The sequence below is a fragment of the Alteromonas sp. CyTr2 genome (genome assembly GCF_947311905.1).
GTDB classification, from domain to species: domain Bacteria; phylum Pseudomonadota; class Gammaproteobacteria; order Enterobacterales; family Alteromonadaceae; genus Alteromonas; species Alteromonas macleodii.
The window spans coordinates 40,779-58,755 of the sequence record NZ_CAMZMZ010000003.1; the positions used below are offsets into that span (position 1 = coordinate 40,779).

Consider the following 17,977-nt stretch of genomic DNA (forward strand, 5'->3'; position numbering starts at 1 on the left):
ACTCCCCCTTTCCTTCTTAAAGTGAGCACTTTCTATTACAAATACCAATCTGCATGGATAATTGGCCACTCATAAGAGCGCGTTTAAGTGCCTTTCAAAAATAAAAAAGCCCTCAACTGAGGGCTTTCAAATGAAGTATGTACTACTAAGCAATTAGTTCGTTAAGTCGTCAAAGAACTTTTTAACGCCGTCAAAGAAGCCTTGCGCTTTCGGGCTATGCTTACTTGACGCTTTACCCATCGACTCTTCAAGCTCTTGAAGTAGTTCTTTTTGGCGAGATGATAAGTTTACAGGTGTTTCGACCACAACCTTACACATTAAGTCGCCCATGGCACCGCTTCGCACTGATTTAACACCTTTACCACGTAGACGGAACATTCGGCCAGTCTGCGTTTCAGGGCTGATTTTCAGTTTTACTTTCCCATCTAGCGTTGGCACTTCTAGCTCGCCGCCAAGGGCTGCCGTAGTGAAGCTCAACGGTACTTCACAGTACAAATTGTTGCCATCGCGCTTAAAGATATCGTGCTCACGTACGTGGACCTGAACGTATAAATCACCTGGAGGTGCACCGTTCTCTCCAGCTTCACCTTCGCCTGATAGACGAATACGATCACCGGTATCTACGCCAGCTGGAATTTTAACGTTAAGGGTCTTAGTCTTTTCTTTACGACCGTGGCCATGACAGCTGTTACAAGGATCTTCAATGATCTTGCCTTTGCCCGAACACGTTGGGCAAGTCTGCTGAACAGCAAAGAAACCTTGGCGCATTTGAACTTGGCCATTGCCGTGACAGGTTGGACAGGTCTTAGGTGAAGAGCCTTTCTTGGCACCAGAACCATCACAGACTTCACACTCGACCAAAGTTGGTACGCGAATATCTACGCTCTTGCCACGAACCGCTTCTTCAAGCGTTAGCTCTAAGTTGTAGCGAAGGTCTGAACCTTGACGTGCGCGAGATTGACGACCTCCTCGGCCACCGCCGAAGATATCACCAAATACATCACCAAAAATATCGCCGAAATCGGCACCACCACCGAAGCCACCGCCACCACGGTTAGGATCTACTCCCGCGTGGCCATATTGGTCGTATGCTGCACGTTTCTGCGAATCTGACAGAATTTCGTAGGCTTCCTGGATTTCTTTAAATTTATCTTCCAGGCCTTTATCGCCTTGCGTACGGTCAGGGTGATATTTCATCGCCAGCTTCTTATACGCCTTTTTAATTTCGCGTTCGCCTGCGCTTTTATCTACCCCGAGTACTTCGTAGTAGTCTCGTTTCGACATATCGTTTACATATCCTACTTTTTGTCGATAAGCATTTTATGCTCATCGAATCTACATCTGACTGTTGTGAAAATAACCTGAACACACATTCAATAAAGCCAAGTCATTTACACAACAAAGGCGCAACAAGAAATTCCTGCTGCGCCTGAACTGCTTACACGGCCCGCTAACATGCTAAGTAACGGGCCTGACACAACAGTTTACTTCTTGTCGTCGTCTTTCACTTCTTCGAATTCAGCGTCAACAACGTCATCGTCTGCTTTACCAGAAGATGCTTGCTGCTCTGCACCTTCTGCGCCACCGGCTGCAGCTTGCTGAGCTTGCGCCGCTTCCATCAGCTTGCTAGATGCTTGGATAAGCTCTTGCGTTTTCGCTTCGATGTCCGCTTTGTCTTCGCCTTTAACTGCAGTTTCAAGTGCTGAAAGTGCTTCTTCGATTGGCGCTTTGTCTTCTGCACTTAGTGCATCGCCAACTTCTTCAAGCTGTTTACGTGTGGCGTGAACCATACCGTCAGCTTGGTTACGCGCTTGAATCAGCTCTTCAAACTTCTTATCAGACTCTTTATTCGCTTCCGCGTCAGCTACCATTTTTTCTACTTCTTCATCGCTTAGGCCTGAAGAGGCTTTGATAGTGATCTTCTGCTCTTTACCTGTGTCTTTGTCTTTCGCAGACACGTGTAGGATACCGTCAGCATCAAGATCGAATGTTACTTCGATTTGCGGTACACCGCGTGCTGCTGGACGAATACCTTCTAGGTTGAACTGACCAAGAGACTTGTTGCCACTTGATTGCTTACGCTCACCCTGTAGTACGTGTACTGTTACCGCAGACTGGTTGTCTTCAGCAGTTGAGAACGTTTGCGACTTCTTCGTTGGAATTGTCGTGTTCTTCTCGATAAGCACAGTCATCACGCCACCCATAGTCTCGATACCTAGAGACAGAGGTGTAACGTCTAGAAGTAGTACGTCTTTAACGTCACCTGACAGTACGCCACCTTGAATTGCTGCGCCTACTGCAACTGCTTCGTCAGGGTTTACGTCTTTACGTGGCTCTTTGCCAAAGAATTCAGTCACGTACTTCTGTACTAGCGGCATACGAGTTTGACCACCAACTAGGATGATGTCGTTGATGTCGCCTACAGAAAGATCTGAATCAGCTAGTGCCTTCTTAAGCGGCTCAAGTGAATTCTTAACTAGGTCTTCAACCAAAGACTCAAGTTTTGCACGAGTAAGCTTAATAGCTAAGTGCTTAGGACCTGTTGCATCTGCAGTGATGTATGGCAGGTTAACTTCGGTCTGTTGAGAAGAAGAAAGCTCAATCTTCGCTTTTTCACCCGCTTCTTTAAGACGCTGCATAGCAAGCGGATCTTTACGAAGGTCGATGCCTTGGTCTTTCTTAAACTCTTCAACTAGGTAGTTGATAACACGGTTATCAAAGTCTTCACCACCAAGGTGAGTATCACCATTAGTTGCTAGTACTTCAAACGTGTGTTCGCCGTCTACTTCATCGATTTCGATGATAGAGATATCGAACGTACCACCACCTAAGTCGTATACTGCAACAACGTTGTCGCCTTGCTTTTTGTCCATGCCGTAGGCAAGAGCAGCAGCAGTTGGCTCGTTGATAATACGCTTAACTTCAAGACCAGCGATGCGACCCGCGTCTTTAGTTGCTTGACGCTGAGAATCGTTGAAGTAAGCAGGAACAGTGATAACTGCGCCAGTTACTTCTTCGCCAAGATAGTCTTCAGCGGTCTTCTTCATTTTCTTAAGTACTTCAGCAGAAACCTGAGGAGGCGCCATTTTTTCGCCTTTTGCTTCTACCCACGCATCACCGTTATCAGCACCTACTATTTTGAAAGGCATGATGTCGATGTCGCGCTGTACTTCTTTATCTTGGAAGCGACGACCAATTAGACGCTTAATTGCGAATAATGTGTTAGTCGGGTTAGTTACCGCCTGACGCTTTGCAGACTGACCAACTAATGTTTCACCATCGTTTGTGTAAGCGATGATTGAAGGGGTTGTACGATCGCCTTCCGCGTTTTCAATTACGCGAGGTTTGTCGCCGTCTAGAACTGCGACACATGAATTCGTTGTACCTAAATCGATACCAATGATTCTACCCATTTTGTGTCTCCGAATGATTTTCTTAATACTGTACTTTTAGTGGGGTTATTCCCCGTCTTTTCAATAGATGCCAGTAAAAAAACTGACATTTTTGTGTGTTTGTCGCAAAAAGCGTAACTTACGCTTGCGTATCCACACCGCCGCTTGGTGCACGCGATACCATAACCATGGCAGGGCGTAGCAAACGACCATTAATCTGATAACCTTTCTGCATCACAGCCATCACTGTATTTGGCTCGTGGTCTGCACTTTCTTGCATCGACATTGCCTGATGCAAATCAGGGTTAAAGGCTTCACCCTGCGGATCAATAAGGCTTAATCCAAATTTCTCAATAGTGCTTAAGAAAGTTTTGTGGGTCATTTCCACACCTTCTAAAAGCGGCTTAACTGCTTCATTGTCGCCATCGGTCATTTCGATCGCACGTTCTAGGTTATCGATAACCGGAAGCAATTCGCCAGCAAAGCGTTCAAGAGCAAATTTACGCGCCTTTTCTACTTCACCTTCTGCACGACGACGTGCATTGTCAGCGTCTGCGCGCGCGCGAAGCACGCCATCTTGCTGCTCTTTGATTGTGGCTTGCGCCTCAGAAAGTGCCGTTTCTAGCTCGTAAATGCGTTGTGCATTTTCATCAAGCTCTACGCCTTCTGCTTGTGACGCTTCTACTTGCGCTTCTTCAGCATTTTGTACAGTTTGATCAACTGTATTTTCTTGTTCTGCCTGCACGTCGCGATTATCGCTCATGCCTACCTCCAAACGTTTTTCTTAATTAGGCATTGCCCAATAACGTTAAAATTATTGGGAATAAGTCTGTTGCGCTTAGTTATGGGGCTAGATTTAAGGTGTTCAAGGGTATCCACAATATTTTTGTGGATGTAATGCTAAAAAATTTATAAGTAGGGAAATGAGACTAACGTACTCATGTCAATTCGCTAACGCCAAGCTCAACCCAGGTATATTCACTTCGGCTCAAATGCGGTGCATATCCCCCCGCCATTAAACCTATTGTTTGCCCGGAGAGCTCCAATATCTACTGCCCTGTTCCGTGAACCTGTGACGAGTGTAAAAACCGTGTTAATGTAATTTCCAGAGAAAAGCGCACTACTACCATTTCAACTCATCGAGCGCTACGAGACGGAATATCTATGCTAAGTATCTGGACGGTTGGCACTATTGTTGGTTGTTATCTCCTCGCGCTTTTCGCTTTAGCATTTTGGGGCGATAAGCGTTTACGTGACAACCGGCAACACCCAATATTGTACAGCCTTGGATTGGGCGTGCATTGTACATCTTGGGCATTTTTCGGCACTACCTCTCAAGCAGCACAATATGGCTGGGCAGTTATCCCTACTTATTTAGGGATTATGCTGACTATGGCATTTGCGTTTCCTGTGGTGCTTCATATAAGCAGACTGTGTCAACAACACAACATCAGCTCTTTAGCAGACCTCATCTCACTTAAATACCAGCACTCCCACTTGATTGCCGCGCTTATCACTTTACTGTGTTTTTTCGGTGTAGTGCCCTACATCGCCCTGCAGTTAGACGCCATTACGAAATCAATAAATTTGTTGACTGACGACGCGCATACAAGCACGCCATGGTTAAGTATCTACGTAGCTATCTTGCTCGCATTATTTGCCATTATCTTCGGTACCCGTACACTCAACTTGACCGACAAACACCCCGGTCTGCTACTTACTATAGCGTTTGAATCGGTTATAAAGCTTGTTGCCCTGTGCGCTATAGGTGTTTTCGTTTGCTTCTATCTGTTTGATGGTGTGTTGGATTTGGTGTCTAACGCCGCCTCAAATGCCAGTGCTCGAGAAGTCATTTATGCTGATAGCGCACCCTGGGTTTATGTATCACATGTTGTTTTGGGCGTTTGCTCTATGTTCGTTTTGCCACGACAGTTTCATATGAACTTCGTTGAGCAGAACGGTGAGGGGGAGCTTAGAACAGCAAGGTGGCTATTTCCCCTCTATTTATTTGGCATGACCCTTTTTATTATTCCTATTGCACTTGCAGGAAAAATGCTGCTGCCAGCGGATACGAGCTCTGATGCGTATGTGCTTGCCCTACCTTTATATGCTGAAAATATCGCGCTGTCGTCATTTGCTTTCATAGGAGGTCTTTCTGCAACCACCAGCATGGTGATTGTTGCAACCTTGGCGCTGGGAATAATGATCTCGAACAATGTTGTCACGCCACTTTGGCTAAAAGCGCGACTAAAGACTTCGCCCAACCGTTCAATGCAGCCAAACAAAATACTGTCTATACGTCGTATTACCGTTGTGGTCGTACTTAGCATTGCGCTCTGGTATCACTTGAATATAAGTCAGGCTGCACCTCTGGTTAAAAGCGGGGTGATTGCTATTGCATTATTAGCACAGTGCATGCCTGCACTTATGTTTGGTCTTTACTGGCCGAAAAGCAACAAAGCTGCCGCTATTTGCGCCTTATTGGTAGGGTTCACATGTTGGGCAGCATTCCTCCTCTACCCAAGCTTACTGTCGAGTTATTATTTCAACCCAGCACCCACTGACCAAGCGCTTGGTTTGGGCTTTGCCTTTTCCTTATTGGCTAATTGCCTAACATTCATTACGGTTGCATTGATTACATCAAGACGTGGCATGAAGCCAAATGATACGCTCCTCACAAATCACGACACACCTCGTTTACTGGTAAAAGTGAGGGACTTAATTGCACTCACCGAACGTGTGCTCGAAAGTGCCACGCACTCTCAACTGGTTAAGCAGCTATCAGTTGACGTCAATCGCGCCGCTAGCAGTGGTTATGCCAGTCAGGCGCTTATCGACAGGGTAAATAAGTTGCTTGCTGCACAAGTAGGAGCACCTAGTGCTCGTATATTACTGGGTGCCATAGCAGATACAGGCAGCGATAGCTTTCCAGAACTGGTTGACTGGGTAGAAGAAGCTTCTCAGTCATTTCAGTTTAACCACGAAGTACTTCAATCGTCAGTGCAAAACATTGAGCAAGGCATAAGTGTGCTTGATGACAAACTGCAGCTACTGGCGTGGAACGAACGTTACGTGGAATTATTTGCCTACCCTAAAGGATTTCTAAAAGCGGGCATGCCCATTACCGATATACTTAGCTACAACGCAAACCGAGGGTTGTTTAGCCCCTCATCTATCGAAAAGCGCGTTAGCTACATGCTGGAAGGCACCCGTCATAAACATATTCGCAAACAGCCTGACGGAAAAGTGATAGAACTTAATGGCGCGCCTCTGCCTGGTGGCGGCTACGTGACTACCTATAGCGATATCACTGAATACATAGCAATTCAAAAAGAATTAGAAAGTGCAAAAGAAGACTTGGAGGCAAGGGTTGCGCAACGTACAGCAGAATTAGAAGAAGCCAAACAACGCGCTGACAAAGCTAACGAGAGCAAAACCAAATTTCTGGCCGCGGCTGGGCACGATCTCATGCAACCCTTCAACGCCGCAACATTATTTGCCAGCATGCTCAGCAAAAAGACGCAAGGCAGTGAACTGGCCACACTATCTGAAGGCGTGGTAAATTCTTTGGACAATGCGCAGAGCTTACTTTCAATGCTTCTTGATATGACGAAATTAGACGCTGGCGTACTTACCCCTCAAAAGACTGAATTTCCAGTCAGTGATATGTTGTCTTCGTTAGTGCAGGAATTTAGTGTCATTGCAAAGCAAAAAGGTATTGAGCTCAGGTATGTACCGACCAAAGTTATGGTGTACTCGGACAAAGTACTACTGCGACGGGTGCTTCAAAACTTGCTGTCCAACGCAGTCCGCTATACCGCAAAAGGCAGTATTTTGGTGGGCGTGAGACGCACAAGAGTCACAAATACCGAGCAGGTTATAAAGCTTTGTGTTTACGATACCGGACTAGGTATCGCCGATCACCAACAGCATGAAATATTTAGTGAGTTCCACCAGCTAGAGAGTAACAACAAAGGCGAAGGAATTGGATTAGGCCTGACTATTGTAGATAAGATATGTCGACTACTCGGTCATGAAGTCGGACTGACTTCATCGCCAAATAAAGGAAGCTGCTTCAGTGTGGCTGTATCTAGAGCATTTCAAAGCGAAGCCTCGATACTCACCGCGCACGTAAGTAACACTAATCATGTTGACTCCCCTTGTAATAACTCGGTATTAACGAAGAACTCAGCAAGTGCGCCAAATAATTCAGTAAGCGTTCAAAAAAGCGCATTAGACAGCCGTTCTCGCCCTGTCTCCTCGCACTCCCATCAAATGCCCTCTTTAGACTCAGCGAATAAAAACAACAATGCATTTTTAAAAGACACCCGTTTTCTACTTGTAGAAAATGACGAGCAAGTGGCAAATGCAATGTGTACCTTACTGAGAGATTGGGGAGGGAGTACAACATTGATAGCGGGCGGAGCAGAAGTGTCGAGTATTTCACAAGAACACTTTGATGTGCTCGTCGCCGATTATCACCTAAATTATGGCGAAACCGGTTTTGACGTTGCAGCGATTCTTTCTGAAAATAACGTGAGTTTTGCCTTAAAGATTCTAGTCACTGCCAACAGAAGTAACGACATAAGAGAAGAAGCAGCGGAGCAACAATTTAGCTACCTGCCAAAACCCTTAAAGCCTGCGGCACTTAAGCGACTGCTAAAGCAATCGCTTGTTTAATAGAGAACTCGTGATCGCATTTGTAGTACGGCAATAAATATTTCATCTTCTTTTGGTAGTGGGTTTGCATCAAAATACTTTTTACTTTTGCGCTATCACAGGAATGTAAGGAGATCGATTGAACACGACGAGCTGCATTGTAAAAATGCCTTTTCAAAAAGGAAACAAGGCAAGTACGGGTGACTAACCGCGCACTCCTTCTCAAAAAAATATGAGCTGTCTCGGCTTACTTCTTGTTTTGTACTGTGCTCAACTTAAATGCATTGCATTTTTGAACGCGATGCCAGCCTTGGTTCTGTTAATAACACCAAGCTTTCTCAATACTGCAGATACATGCTGTTTAACGGTGGACTCAGAAATGGCCAGTTCGTAAGCAATCTGCTTGTTAAGCAAGCCGTCTGATACCATTCGCAACACTTTAAGTTGGTGAGGGGTAAGTTGCTTTAATCGATTTGTGAAATCATCTTGGCCAGAGTGGCCATTCGCATTCGATGCAGTGGCATTTGGCATCGTAGCTGATGCATTGTGAACTGAAGGCGGGATCCAAGTTTCACCGTCTAACACCGTATTTACCGCGTCAATAATGCAATCGACCGAAGCTGATTTGGGTATAAAGCCGCTTGCGCCTAACGCAAACGATTTTGCCATAACATCAGGCTCTTCTTGTGCGGTAATAACGACAACAAGTACATCAGGATAGAGCGCATGTACCTCAGCAAGGCCATTTAACCCTTCATTGCCTGGCATAGTGAGATCTAAGAAAAGCAGATCGATGTCGTCATTTTCTTCAAGACTAGTGAGCGTATCGGGGAACGTGGAGGTTTCTACAAGTTCGATATGCTCCACACTAGCTAACGCATGGCACATCGCAGCCCTGAACAGAGGGTGATCGTCAGCAATCAAGATTTTCACAGACATAATGCTATCAACTTGTAACTACCTTGTTAATCAACATACTACCACGCCGGTAAAAAAAGGTTAATCTTATTGGCGTATCTGTTATTGCGTATCTGTAATTGGGTAAGGGTCTGCACCACGCCCTTCACTACTCGACATATCCGCCGGCCAACACAATCGAAAGAGGTCGAGCAAACGTCAGCACGCCTAAGCGCAATGGCCTAGGCGTGAAACGTGTTGCTGGTCTTCTTCAGAACATACCGTTTAGAATCGATAACCTACCGTAAGGTGAACTGTACGTGGGTCACCGTAATAACCGATAAGTGTCGTATCGCCACCAAGGCCCGGACCAAAGTTACCTTCATCGTCTTGCGTGACAAAGTCATAACCACCAACCAGATACTCTTCATCGGTCAGGTTTTTGACGTGTAGTCCAGCATACCAGTCGCCTTCAACGCTTTCCCAGCGCGCGCTTAAGTTCACCATACCATAGGCATCTTGTTGAATAAGATCGCTGGTTTCAAAGATAAGATAATCATCGCGATAGTAGTAGTTGGCGTTGAAAGTAATATCCCCGAAACTCGTTTCTAGTAGGTAGTTGGCATTAAGATTAAAGGTATTCTCTGGCGTACTTGCTAGACCAATCAACGGAGGGATTGCATTGTTTTTCTTAATCTCAAAGTCAATATAACCGTAAGCAACGTCAAACTGAAGGTTATCCGTGGCTACCCACGTCATCTCCAACTCGGCGCCTTTTGCAGCCGTTTCTGCAGCATTGCGCAGTCGCTGGTCGAGGGCTGTTGGATCAGACAAATCCCCTTCTACACCAATATACTGACGATCTTTGTGGTCGTAAGAGAACAATGTGATATTCATACGAAGTGCGTCGGTTAAGTCACTCTTCACACCCACTTCGAAGCTGTCAACGACTTCTGGTTCAACACCAGGCTCGTTAGTCTGAGCACGAGGGTTAAACGTGCCCGATTTGAAGCCTTGTGAATAGCTCGCGAAGAACATGGTATCGCGGTCCATTTGATACTCCACGCCCACTCGCGGGGTAAAGCGCGACCAACTCTCTACCGCTGGCGCGTCTAACACTTCATCGCCATCGGTGTCTGTCCCAAGTACTTGAGGCACTAATTGTCCGTCGGGACGCACGTACCCATCAATCCAGTCGGTATAAGGATAAACATTGGCGAATACCAGACCGTTATTTACAAACGCGGTCTTTTCTTCATCGGTGTATCGGGCACCAAGCGAAAGCGATAGCTTATCGGTTACGTCATAGTTCATCTGCGCATAGGCAGCCCAGCTTTCTGAGTTATTACAACCCGTCACTTCCCGCGTCAACCCTGAGGCACCAAGCGATTGACCTAACACACCTAAAATGGCATCAAAATTACCGCAACTCTCTCCATCGTAAAAATAGAGTCCTGACACTACGCTAAGCGCGTTCCCGGTATAATTCGCTTGAATCTCGTGAGTATCATTACTGTCGTCGTACTCTGCCGGCACATCAAAAATAGGCAAGGGTGTATTATCAAAATCAATGTTGGTAGGTGAATAGCTCTCTCTATGCGAACCAATATATTTAAGCTCTAAATCATCATTCACTCTGTATCGTGCCAGCCAGTTATAGCCTTCTAACTCGACTTTATTCCATGTAGGTAAGCTGGTGTAAGAATCGAAAACCGAATCAGGCACGGGCGCATCAGTTAACATACTTGGTATTAAACGGTAGCCGCCTTTCGCATTTGATGTGTCTTCGGTCTTATCCCATCCAATACGGAAAAACAAGTCTTCACTCGGGTGAACTTCTAGCGTTACACGGGCTGCCCAGAGATCTTTGTTATAATTCTCTTTATCTTGATTGGGCAACGCGCTTACCAGATATTCGCCGAAGCCGTCGCGGTTTAAGTTGGCATAACCCACGCCTAGATACACCGTGTCTTCAATCAATGGTATTTGACCTGTCACTTTGATATCACGCTGACTGTAACTACCTACCGTAGCTTCAACGTTCATCTGTGTATCGCCGGTCATTTCTTTCGTAACGTATTTAACCGCGCCACCAATAGTATTCTTTCCGTAAAGCGTACCCTGCGGGCCACGTAACACCTCAATACGCTGTACGTCTAACAAATCAAGTACGGCCCCTTGTGGGCGAGCAATATAAACATCGTCAACATAAATACCCACGCCTGGTTCATAGCCCCAAAGCGGGTCTTGCTGACCCAATCCGCGAATAAATGCCGTCAGGGTGGAATTGGTACCGCGACTGGTTTGTAGCGTAGTGTTGGGCGAAAACTGCTGCACTTCAGTCAGCACGCTAATCCCTTTTTCGCCAAGTTCAACCGCACCAATAGACGTGATAGCTACCGGCGTTTCCTGTAGCGACTCTACAGTTTTTCGCGCTGTCACCTCAATGCGTTCTAATTTTCCTTTTTGCGCTTCGGCATCGGCATCAGCTTGACTATCCTGAGCAAATACTGGCGCTGTGCTTAAAACGCTAGCCACCGCTAGGGCACATAGGCTGTGCATGGGGGGCTTAACTGAATCGCTTTTGCATTCTTCTGTGCTAACAGCGGCTGAATGTGGTTGGTAGGGTGAAACCAAGCCATTTGTGTGTATTGATTGAGACATAGTGAGTCCTTGTTGTTCTAAGTTCTGGTCACTGCCGGATGTATTGCCTACGGTCAAAATCACTTTAGTTAATTAATTGTTAATAGTATGTAGTACCATCGTACTATGGGATTTTGATAAAAGTAACGTCAAACTTTATGTCTGTTATGAACGCTTTTTATCTGATTTGTATACACTTTGTGGTTTTGACTGTAAGCAAATCTTAAATCGACTTAACTGTTTCGGATCATCTGCGGTCACAGATTTTTTAAGGAATAATAACTATGTTAAGTATGATTGGCTTAGTAGGCGGTCTGTTGTTGCTTATTGTTTTGACAATACGCGGAATGAACCTCTTTATTGCTGCACCTTTGTGTGCGCTTGTAGTTGCCATTACCAATAATATCGGCGTCTTCACCGGCGACGTAAACTTCGTTCAAACCTATATGAGTGGTTTCTCTGGCTTTATCGCCTCTTGGTTTTTCATGTTTTTACTTGGTGCGTTATTCGGTAAATTCATGGAAGACACAGGAGCAGCAGATGCTGTTTCTCGCTGGATTATCACCAAAATTGGTTACAAGCGTGCCGTATTAGCTGTTGTGCTAGCTTGCGCTATTTTGACCTACGGTGGTGTAAGCGTGTTTGTGGTAGCGTTTTCTGTTTACCCTATGGCGGTGAGTTTGTTTAAAGATGCCAACCTACCCCGTCGCTTCATACCTGCTGCCATGGCATTCGGGTCGGTAACATTTACGATGACCTCCGCGGGCTCGCCAGAAATCCAAAACTGGATCCCTATAAAGTATTTGGGTACCTCCCCTTTTGCCGCGTGGGAAGTTAGCCTTGTCGTCGCCATATTCATGGCATGCTTCGGTTACTGGTGGCTTGCTAAGATGATCAGAAAAGCCGTTAATAACGGCGAGGTGTTTGAAGCCAGAGCAAGCGACCCTGAAGTGCGAGACAGAGCGCTACCCCACCCGCTTACCGGAATTGTGCCGTTAGTCGTGGTGTTAGTCATTTCGTTTCTATTCCATGAAGAACTCGCTCAGCTTGCACTTATTCTGGCGTTAGGCGGCGGCGTACTGTGTTTGCTGGCGATTAACTACAAACATTTTCACAGTTTACCGGTTGCCATAAATGCGGGTACCACCGGCGCATTGATCGCCATAGGTAACACCGCCGCTGTTGTAGGTTTTGGCTCTATAGCAAAAAACACCGAAGCGTTTCAAACAACAGTAGCGCTTATGACCCAAATTCCTGGTAACGAGCTTATTGGTGCCGCCATTGCCGTAAGCGTGATTGCAGGATTAACAGGAAGTGCATCTGGCGGACAAGCCATTGCCTTACCCTTGGTGGCTCCGCATTACCTTGACCAAGGCGTAGAGCCAGAACAGCTACATAGAATTGTGTCTATATCATCAGGCGCATTAGATTCGTTACCTCACAATGGCTATGTGGTTACTACCATACGCGCCATTTGTAACGAAACCCATCAGGCTGCCTACTGGGCGGTTGGTGCGCTAACAGTTGTGGTGCCAGTTATTGGCCTTGCCATGGCCATTGGCCTGTTTAGCATTATGTAGCATTAGTCAAAGCCAACGATATGGCCTAAGGCCGCACGATATATAAGTCACTCTAGCAAAACATTGCCATCTAAAAATGCGGCCAGAGAAAGGGATAAGAAAGTATGAATTGGAAAAAGACGCTTGCTTCCACGCTAGTGTGGAGTAAGAGCAAAGGCATCAATAAGCTATTGAAACAGCTCAGCTCACAACGAGTGCAGAAACAGTTAGCATTAGCAAATTTGGTTGAGGTGTATTTAGTTAAAAAGCAGCGCTCCTTGGTGGGATTATTTGCCACACTAATGTTGACGGTACATTGCCAGGGCATTGCTGGCGAATCCGACGATACATCGCCATCGCTCAGTTCTTCAAAAGCACCTACTTCTGAGCCCGTTTCTTCCTTGCCAAGCGCTTCGCTGATGGTAGAAAAACGCGTTTTTGAAATGCCTCATTTCACAACCTTTGGTGGTAAACAAATTAAAAACGTAAAAGTTGGCTGGGAGGCGTACGGAACACTAAATGATGCTAAGAGTAACGTTATACTGATTACCCACTATTTTTCTGGATCTTCTCATGCCGCTGGAAAGTACGATGAAAACGATCCAGCGCCAGGCTACTGGGATAGTATTATCGGCCCCGGCAAGGCGATTGATACAGACCGCTTTTATGTAATAAGCGTTGATACGCTGGCCAATCTAAATGCTTACGACCCGCACGTTATTACAACCGGTCCTACGTCAATAAATCCAGATACAGGTAAACCCTATGGCTTAGACTTTCCCGTCGTGACAATACGTGATTTTGTCAATGTTCAAAAAGCACTTCTCGAAAGTTTAGGTATTAGCAAACTGTATGCGGTTATTGGGCCTTCTATGGGCTCTATGCAAGCTATCGATTGGGCGAGCGCTTACCCAGGCTGGGTTGAACGTATGATTTCAGTTATCGGCGCAGGTCAAAGCGATGCATGGACTACCGCGGCATTGGAACACTGGGCAACGCCAATCACTCTAGATAAAAACTGGAACAACGGCGCTTATTCCAAAGAGCAAGCCCCTCTTAATGGCTTAGCTGCCTCGCTCATGTTAATTACGCAAAATGCCCTTACCCCTTCTTTTTTCAACCAAACCGGCAACACGTTAGGGTATAAAAATGTTGAGTCGGCGCCGCTTAATGACATACGTCAATCACACAGTATTGTGAACTGGCTACGTGAGCGAGCGAAGACCCGGGCAAAATCTATGGACGCAAACCACCTTTTATATTTGGTTCGAGCTTGCCAGCTCTTCGTTGCTGGACATCAAGGTAATCTTGAGCAAGGGCTGGCGTCGATAAAGGCGAAAACGCTGTTTATTCCAGCTCAAACTGATTTGCTTCTTATGCCCTACTTATCGCAAAGTGCACACCAAGGTTTAACTGCAATGAATAACGACAGCACATTGATTACGCTAAATGGCAAATTAGGTCATTTAGAAGGCGTGACGAATGTATCCGCTCAGGCTCAGGCTATTCGCCAATTTTTAGAAAATGATAAGGCAGCAATGCAATGATGAAATCTACCCCCTTTTTACGCCACGCGCTTTGTCTGTCTGTATTAAGCGCACTTGCCGTTAGTGTACCGGTATTCGGTAACGAGTCATCTGCGCAAGACGCGCTCCCTTCACTCACCATTGATTTAAAGAACGTTACCGTATCTGGCTTATCGTCAGGCGGTTACATGGCAACACAATTTCAGTTAGCACACAGCGACTGGGTAAAAGGCGTTGGCGTTATTGCTGGTGGCCCGTACTTCTGTGCACAAGGTGATATAACCACTGCCCTGGCACAGTGCGTGAATAAGGTAGAGGGAGAAATTAACCTTGAAGCGCTGAATGAAAAAGCCAAACAGTATGAAACTGAAGGAAAAATTGCGTCGCTTTCCAATATGAAAGACGCAAAAGTCTGGCTTTTCCACGGTACGCAAGACACCAGAGTGATTGCACCAGTGAGCGATTTATTATTTGAGCAATACAAATTGTGGACAGACACACAAAATATTGCCTATATCAATGACAAGCCGATGGCACACCTTTTTCCTACCCGAAACAATGGGGTTAACTGCATGAAGTCAGAAAGCCCCTTCATTGGGAACTGCGACTACGATGCAGCAGGTGCCATGCTCTCTCATCTTATTGAAAATGTTTCGACACCTGACGAGTCACTGTCAGGGCAAATTCATTCAATTGACCAGCAAAAAATAGCGGGTGACGATGCCAAAACATTAGCAAGTGAAGGCTTTGTGTATGTGCCTGAAAGCTGTGCACAAGGCGAGCCATGCAGAGCCCATATTAGTTTCCACGGCTGTAACCAGTATGCCGATGCCGTAGGCGATGCCTACACTACCCAAACAGGGCTGAATGAATGGGCTGATGACAACCATATTGTTGTGCTTTATCCGCAAACTAAGAAGTCGTTATTCATGCCGTTAAATCCACAAGGCTGTTGGGATTGGTGGGGCTATGCCTCTGGCAATTACGCCAACACGAACGGCGCACAAATAAACGCAGTAAAACAGCTGCTGTTTTCATTAAATAGTGCACCTTCACTAAATAAATCCAACGGAAGTAACAATGACTAAGCGCACAATATTTATCACGGGTGGAGCAAGCGGCATTGGCTTTGGCATTGCTGAGTCAATGATGAAACAAGGGCATCATGTGATCATCGCCGACATAAACGAACAGGCAGCAAAAGAGGCTGTGACTCGACTTGCGCATTTAGACGGATCGGCCAGCGCAGTAGCGGTAGACGTATGCAATGCAGAACAAGTCGCGGCGCTACCTGAGGTACTAGGGAAACATACCGTTGATGTGCTTATAAACAATGCCGGTATTCAGCACGTTTCGCGCATCGAGGACTTCCCTGCAGATAAGTGGCAGCAGCTTATAAATATTATGCTTGTTGGCCCTGCTCTGTTAACCCAAGCGTTTTTACCTGCCATGCGTAAGCAAAATTACGGGCGCATTATCAATGTAGGATCTATTCACTCGTTGGTAGCCTCGCCCTATAAGTCTGCTTATGTAGCGGCGAAGCATGGGCTGTTAGGGTTTGCCAAAACTATCGCTCTTGAAACAGGAGATTGCGATGTAACTATCAATACCCTTTGCCCCGCCTATGTGAAAACACCATTGGTGGAGAAACAAATTGCAGCACAAGCAAAAGAAAATAACCTTACCGAGGAAGAGGTAATAACAAAAATAATGTTAGAACCCATGCCTAAAAAGCAATTTGTTAGCGTTGAAGAACTTGCAGATACCGCAAGCTTCTTAATGTCGCCCAGTGCCCGCAATATAACAGGGCAAACTATGGTACTTGATGGGGGCTGGACGGCTAGATAACCCGTAAGCGATTTAACGCTTAGTTTTTTAAAGAATATTTCTTTTCACATAAAAAAGACTGCAATGAGCAGTCTTTTTTCGTCTAATGTTTTCGCAAAAACGTTATTCCCAAAGAGATACGTAGATGGCAACCATTTCTTCAATGGTAGGTACACGTGGATTATTACCGGGAGAACCTGATGCCAGAGCTTGTTCTGCCATTGTTGACGTCGCTGCAAAAAATGCCTCTTTATCAATACCGAAGTCGGCAGGCGTAGGTACCTGCAAATCAGCATTCAGTGCTTTTAGTTCGTTGATAAGCTTTTGATTCGCCACCTCATCTGAATCACTTTGGGTAGCAACACCCATAGCGCGAGCGCATTGAGCATAACGCACAGAGGCACTAGGAATAGAAAAGGCGGTGACAGCAGGCAACAACATGGCGTTCGACAAGCCGTGGGGCACATGAAAAGCAGCGCCAATGGGTCGACTCATTCCATGAACAAGGGCCACTGAGGCGTTTGAAAAAGCAATGCCCGCGAGCGTTGAGCCCAGCATCATTGATTCTCTCGCCGTTTCATTTGTTGGGTCTGCAAATACAGTGCGTAGATTAGGCGCAATTAACGCCATGGCTGATAACGCCTGTGCATCACTGTAAAGATTGGCTTTGCGGCTAACAAACGCTTCAATAGCGTGAGTAAGCGCATCAATGCCTGTATCGGCTGTCACGCGGGCAGGCAAACTTTGCGTTAATGAATAATCGACCAAGGCTGCCGTTGGCATAAACCCTAAACCAACACACAGCATTTTTTCTGTGGTATCTTCGTCGGTGATAATGGTAAATCGCGTTGCTTCTGAGCCCGTTCCCGCTGTTGTGGGAATAGCAATGATCGGCAGTCCCGCTTCATCTACAACCCGCGGGAATTTGTAGTCTCGCATTTCGCCGCCGTGCTTACCCAAAATAGCGATGGCTTTTGCGCTATCGATGGGGCTTCCACCACCTAAAGCAATGATGCTGTCATAAGCGTGGGTTTTGAACGCATCCACACCGCGATAAATAGACCTCACCGTGGGCTCTGGCACCGTATCTGAAAATACATCGGCGCTTATTCCTGCCTCTTCCAGCACCTGTACTATGGCAGCACTATATCCCAACTCAACCATTACCTTATCGGTAACCAGTAAAGGTTTATGGCAGTTGAGTCCTTTTAGCGTTTCAGCAACCCGCTGACTCGCCCCTTTCCCTATGTGCATCACTCTTGGCAGAATAATTTGATGAGACATGTTTCCCTCGCTGCGAATTCTTTTCATCAGCATACCTAGTACAACGCCCAAAGCAATGACAATGTAAAAATAATGTTACCGCCCCACTACCTCTCCAGCTTTCCTCCAAATACATACAAATGCGTGGTTGTTTCCATTGCCAAGAGTTAATGGTTAATTATTAACATCACCGTACGTGAAATGAGTGATA

Annotated in this window: 11 protein-coding genes; 5 read left to right on the forward strand and 6 right to left on the reverse strand. The window is 46.0% G+C overall.

Annotated features, from left to right (window positions below):
- Positions 1-153: 153 nt before the first annotated feature.
- From dnaJ to grpE, 3 genes are all read right to left on the reverse strand, one after another.
- The gene (gene dnaJ, locus QME20_RS02780; RefSeq protein WP_014948973.1) at positions 154-1,284 is read right to left on the reverse strand and encodes a molecular chaperone DnaJ; all 1,131 of its coding nucleotides are present in this window, start codon (positions 1,282-1,284) and stop codon (positions 154-156) included.
- Positions 1,285-1,484: 200 nt separating this feature from the next.
- Positions 1,485-3,413 carry a molecular chaperone DnaK gene (gene dnaK / locus QME20_RS02785; RefSeq protein ID WP_061094681.1) on the reverse strand — a complete coding sequence of 643 codons (1,929 nt, stop codon included), beginning with the start codon at positions 3,411-3,413 and terminating at the stop codon, positions 1,485-1,487.
- A 118-nt stretch (positions 3,414-3,531) separates the two neighbouring features.
- Entirely contained in the window at positions 3,532-4,155 is a 624-nt protein-coding gene (gene grpE, locus QME20_RS02790; protein ID WP_061485368.1) for a nucleotide exchange factor GrpE, read from the reverse strand.
- 401 nt (positions 4,156-4,556) lie between these two features.
- On the opposite strand from grpE, the gene QME20_RS02795 reads away from it, so the two are divergent.
- Positions 4,557-8,072, forward strand: a complete 3,516-nt coding sequence (locus QME20_RS02795) for a PAS-domain containing protein (RefSeq protein WP_281715407.1) — start codon at positions 4,557-4,559, stop codon at positions 8,070-8,072.
- A 249-nt stretch (positions 8,073-8,321) separates the two neighbouring features.
- Here the strand turns inward: QME20_RS02795 and QME20_RS02800 are convergent, their stop codons facing one another.
- Together QME20_RS02800 and QME20_RS02805 are read right to left on the reverse strand one after the other, a co-directional pair.
- Positions 8,322-8,990 carry a response regulator transcription factor gene (locus tag QME20_RS02800; protein ID WP_014948967.1) on the reverse strand — a complete coding sequence of 223 codons (669 nt, stop codon included), beginning with the start codon at positions 8,988-8,990 and terminating at the stop codon, positions 8,322-8,324.
- 243 nt (positions 8,991-9,233) lie between these two features.
- Complete coding sequence (locus QME20_RS02805) at positions 9,234-11,612, reverse strand: TonB-dependent receptor (protein ID WP_281715408.1); 2,379 nt, start codon at positions 11,610-11,612, stop codon at positions 9,234-9,236.
- 263 nt (positions 11,613-11,875) lie between these two features.
- On the opposite strand from QME20_RS02805, the gene QME20_RS02810 reads away from it, so the two are divergent.
- The 4 genes from QME20_RS02810 to QME20_RS02825 all read left to right on the forward strand — a co-directional run bounded on the left by QME20_RS02810 (position 11,876) and on the right by QME20_RS02825 (position 16,524).
- On the forward strand, positions 11,876-13,171 hold the full coding sequence (locus tag QME20_RS02810) for an SLC13 family permease (protein ID WP_014976110.1): 1,296 nt from the start codon (positions 11,876-11,878) through the stop codon (positions 13,169-13,171).
- 104 nt (positions 13,172-13,275) lie between these two features.
- On the forward strand, positions 13,276-14,697 hold the full coding sequence (locus tag QME20_RS02815; RefSeq protein WP_281715409.1) for a homoserine O-acetyltransferase: 1,422 nt from the start codon (positions 13,276-13,278) through the stop codon (positions 14,695-14,697).
- The gene (locus QME20_RS02820; protein WP_281715410.1) at positions 14,694-15,764 is read left to right on the forward strand and encodes a PHB depolymerase family esterase; all 1,071 of its coding nucleotides are present in this window, start codon (positions 14,694-14,696) and stop codon (positions 15,762-15,764) included. The genes QME20_RS02815 and QME20_RS02820 overlap by 4 nt, the downstream gene beginning before the upstream one ends.
- Positions 15,757-16,524, forward strand: a complete 768-nt coding sequence (locus tag QME20_RS02825; RefSeq protein WP_039225604.1) for a 3-hydroxybutyrate dehydrogenase — start codon at positions 15,757-15,759, stop codon at positions 16,522-16,524. The genes QME20_RS02820 and QME20_RS02825 overlap by 8 nt, the downstream gene beginning before the upstream one ends.
- Before the next feature lie 102 nt (positions 16,525-16,626).
- Here QME20_RS02825 and QME20_RS02830 read toward each other — a convergent pair whose 3' ends face one another.
- On the reverse strand, positions 16,627-17,814 hold the full coding sequence (locus tag QME20_RS02830; RefSeq protein ID WP_281715411.1) for an iron-containing alcohol dehydrogenase: 1,188 nt from the start codon (positions 17,812-17,814) through the stop codon (positions 16,627-16,629).
- Between the last annotated feature and the right edge of the window lie 163 nt (positions 17,815-17,977).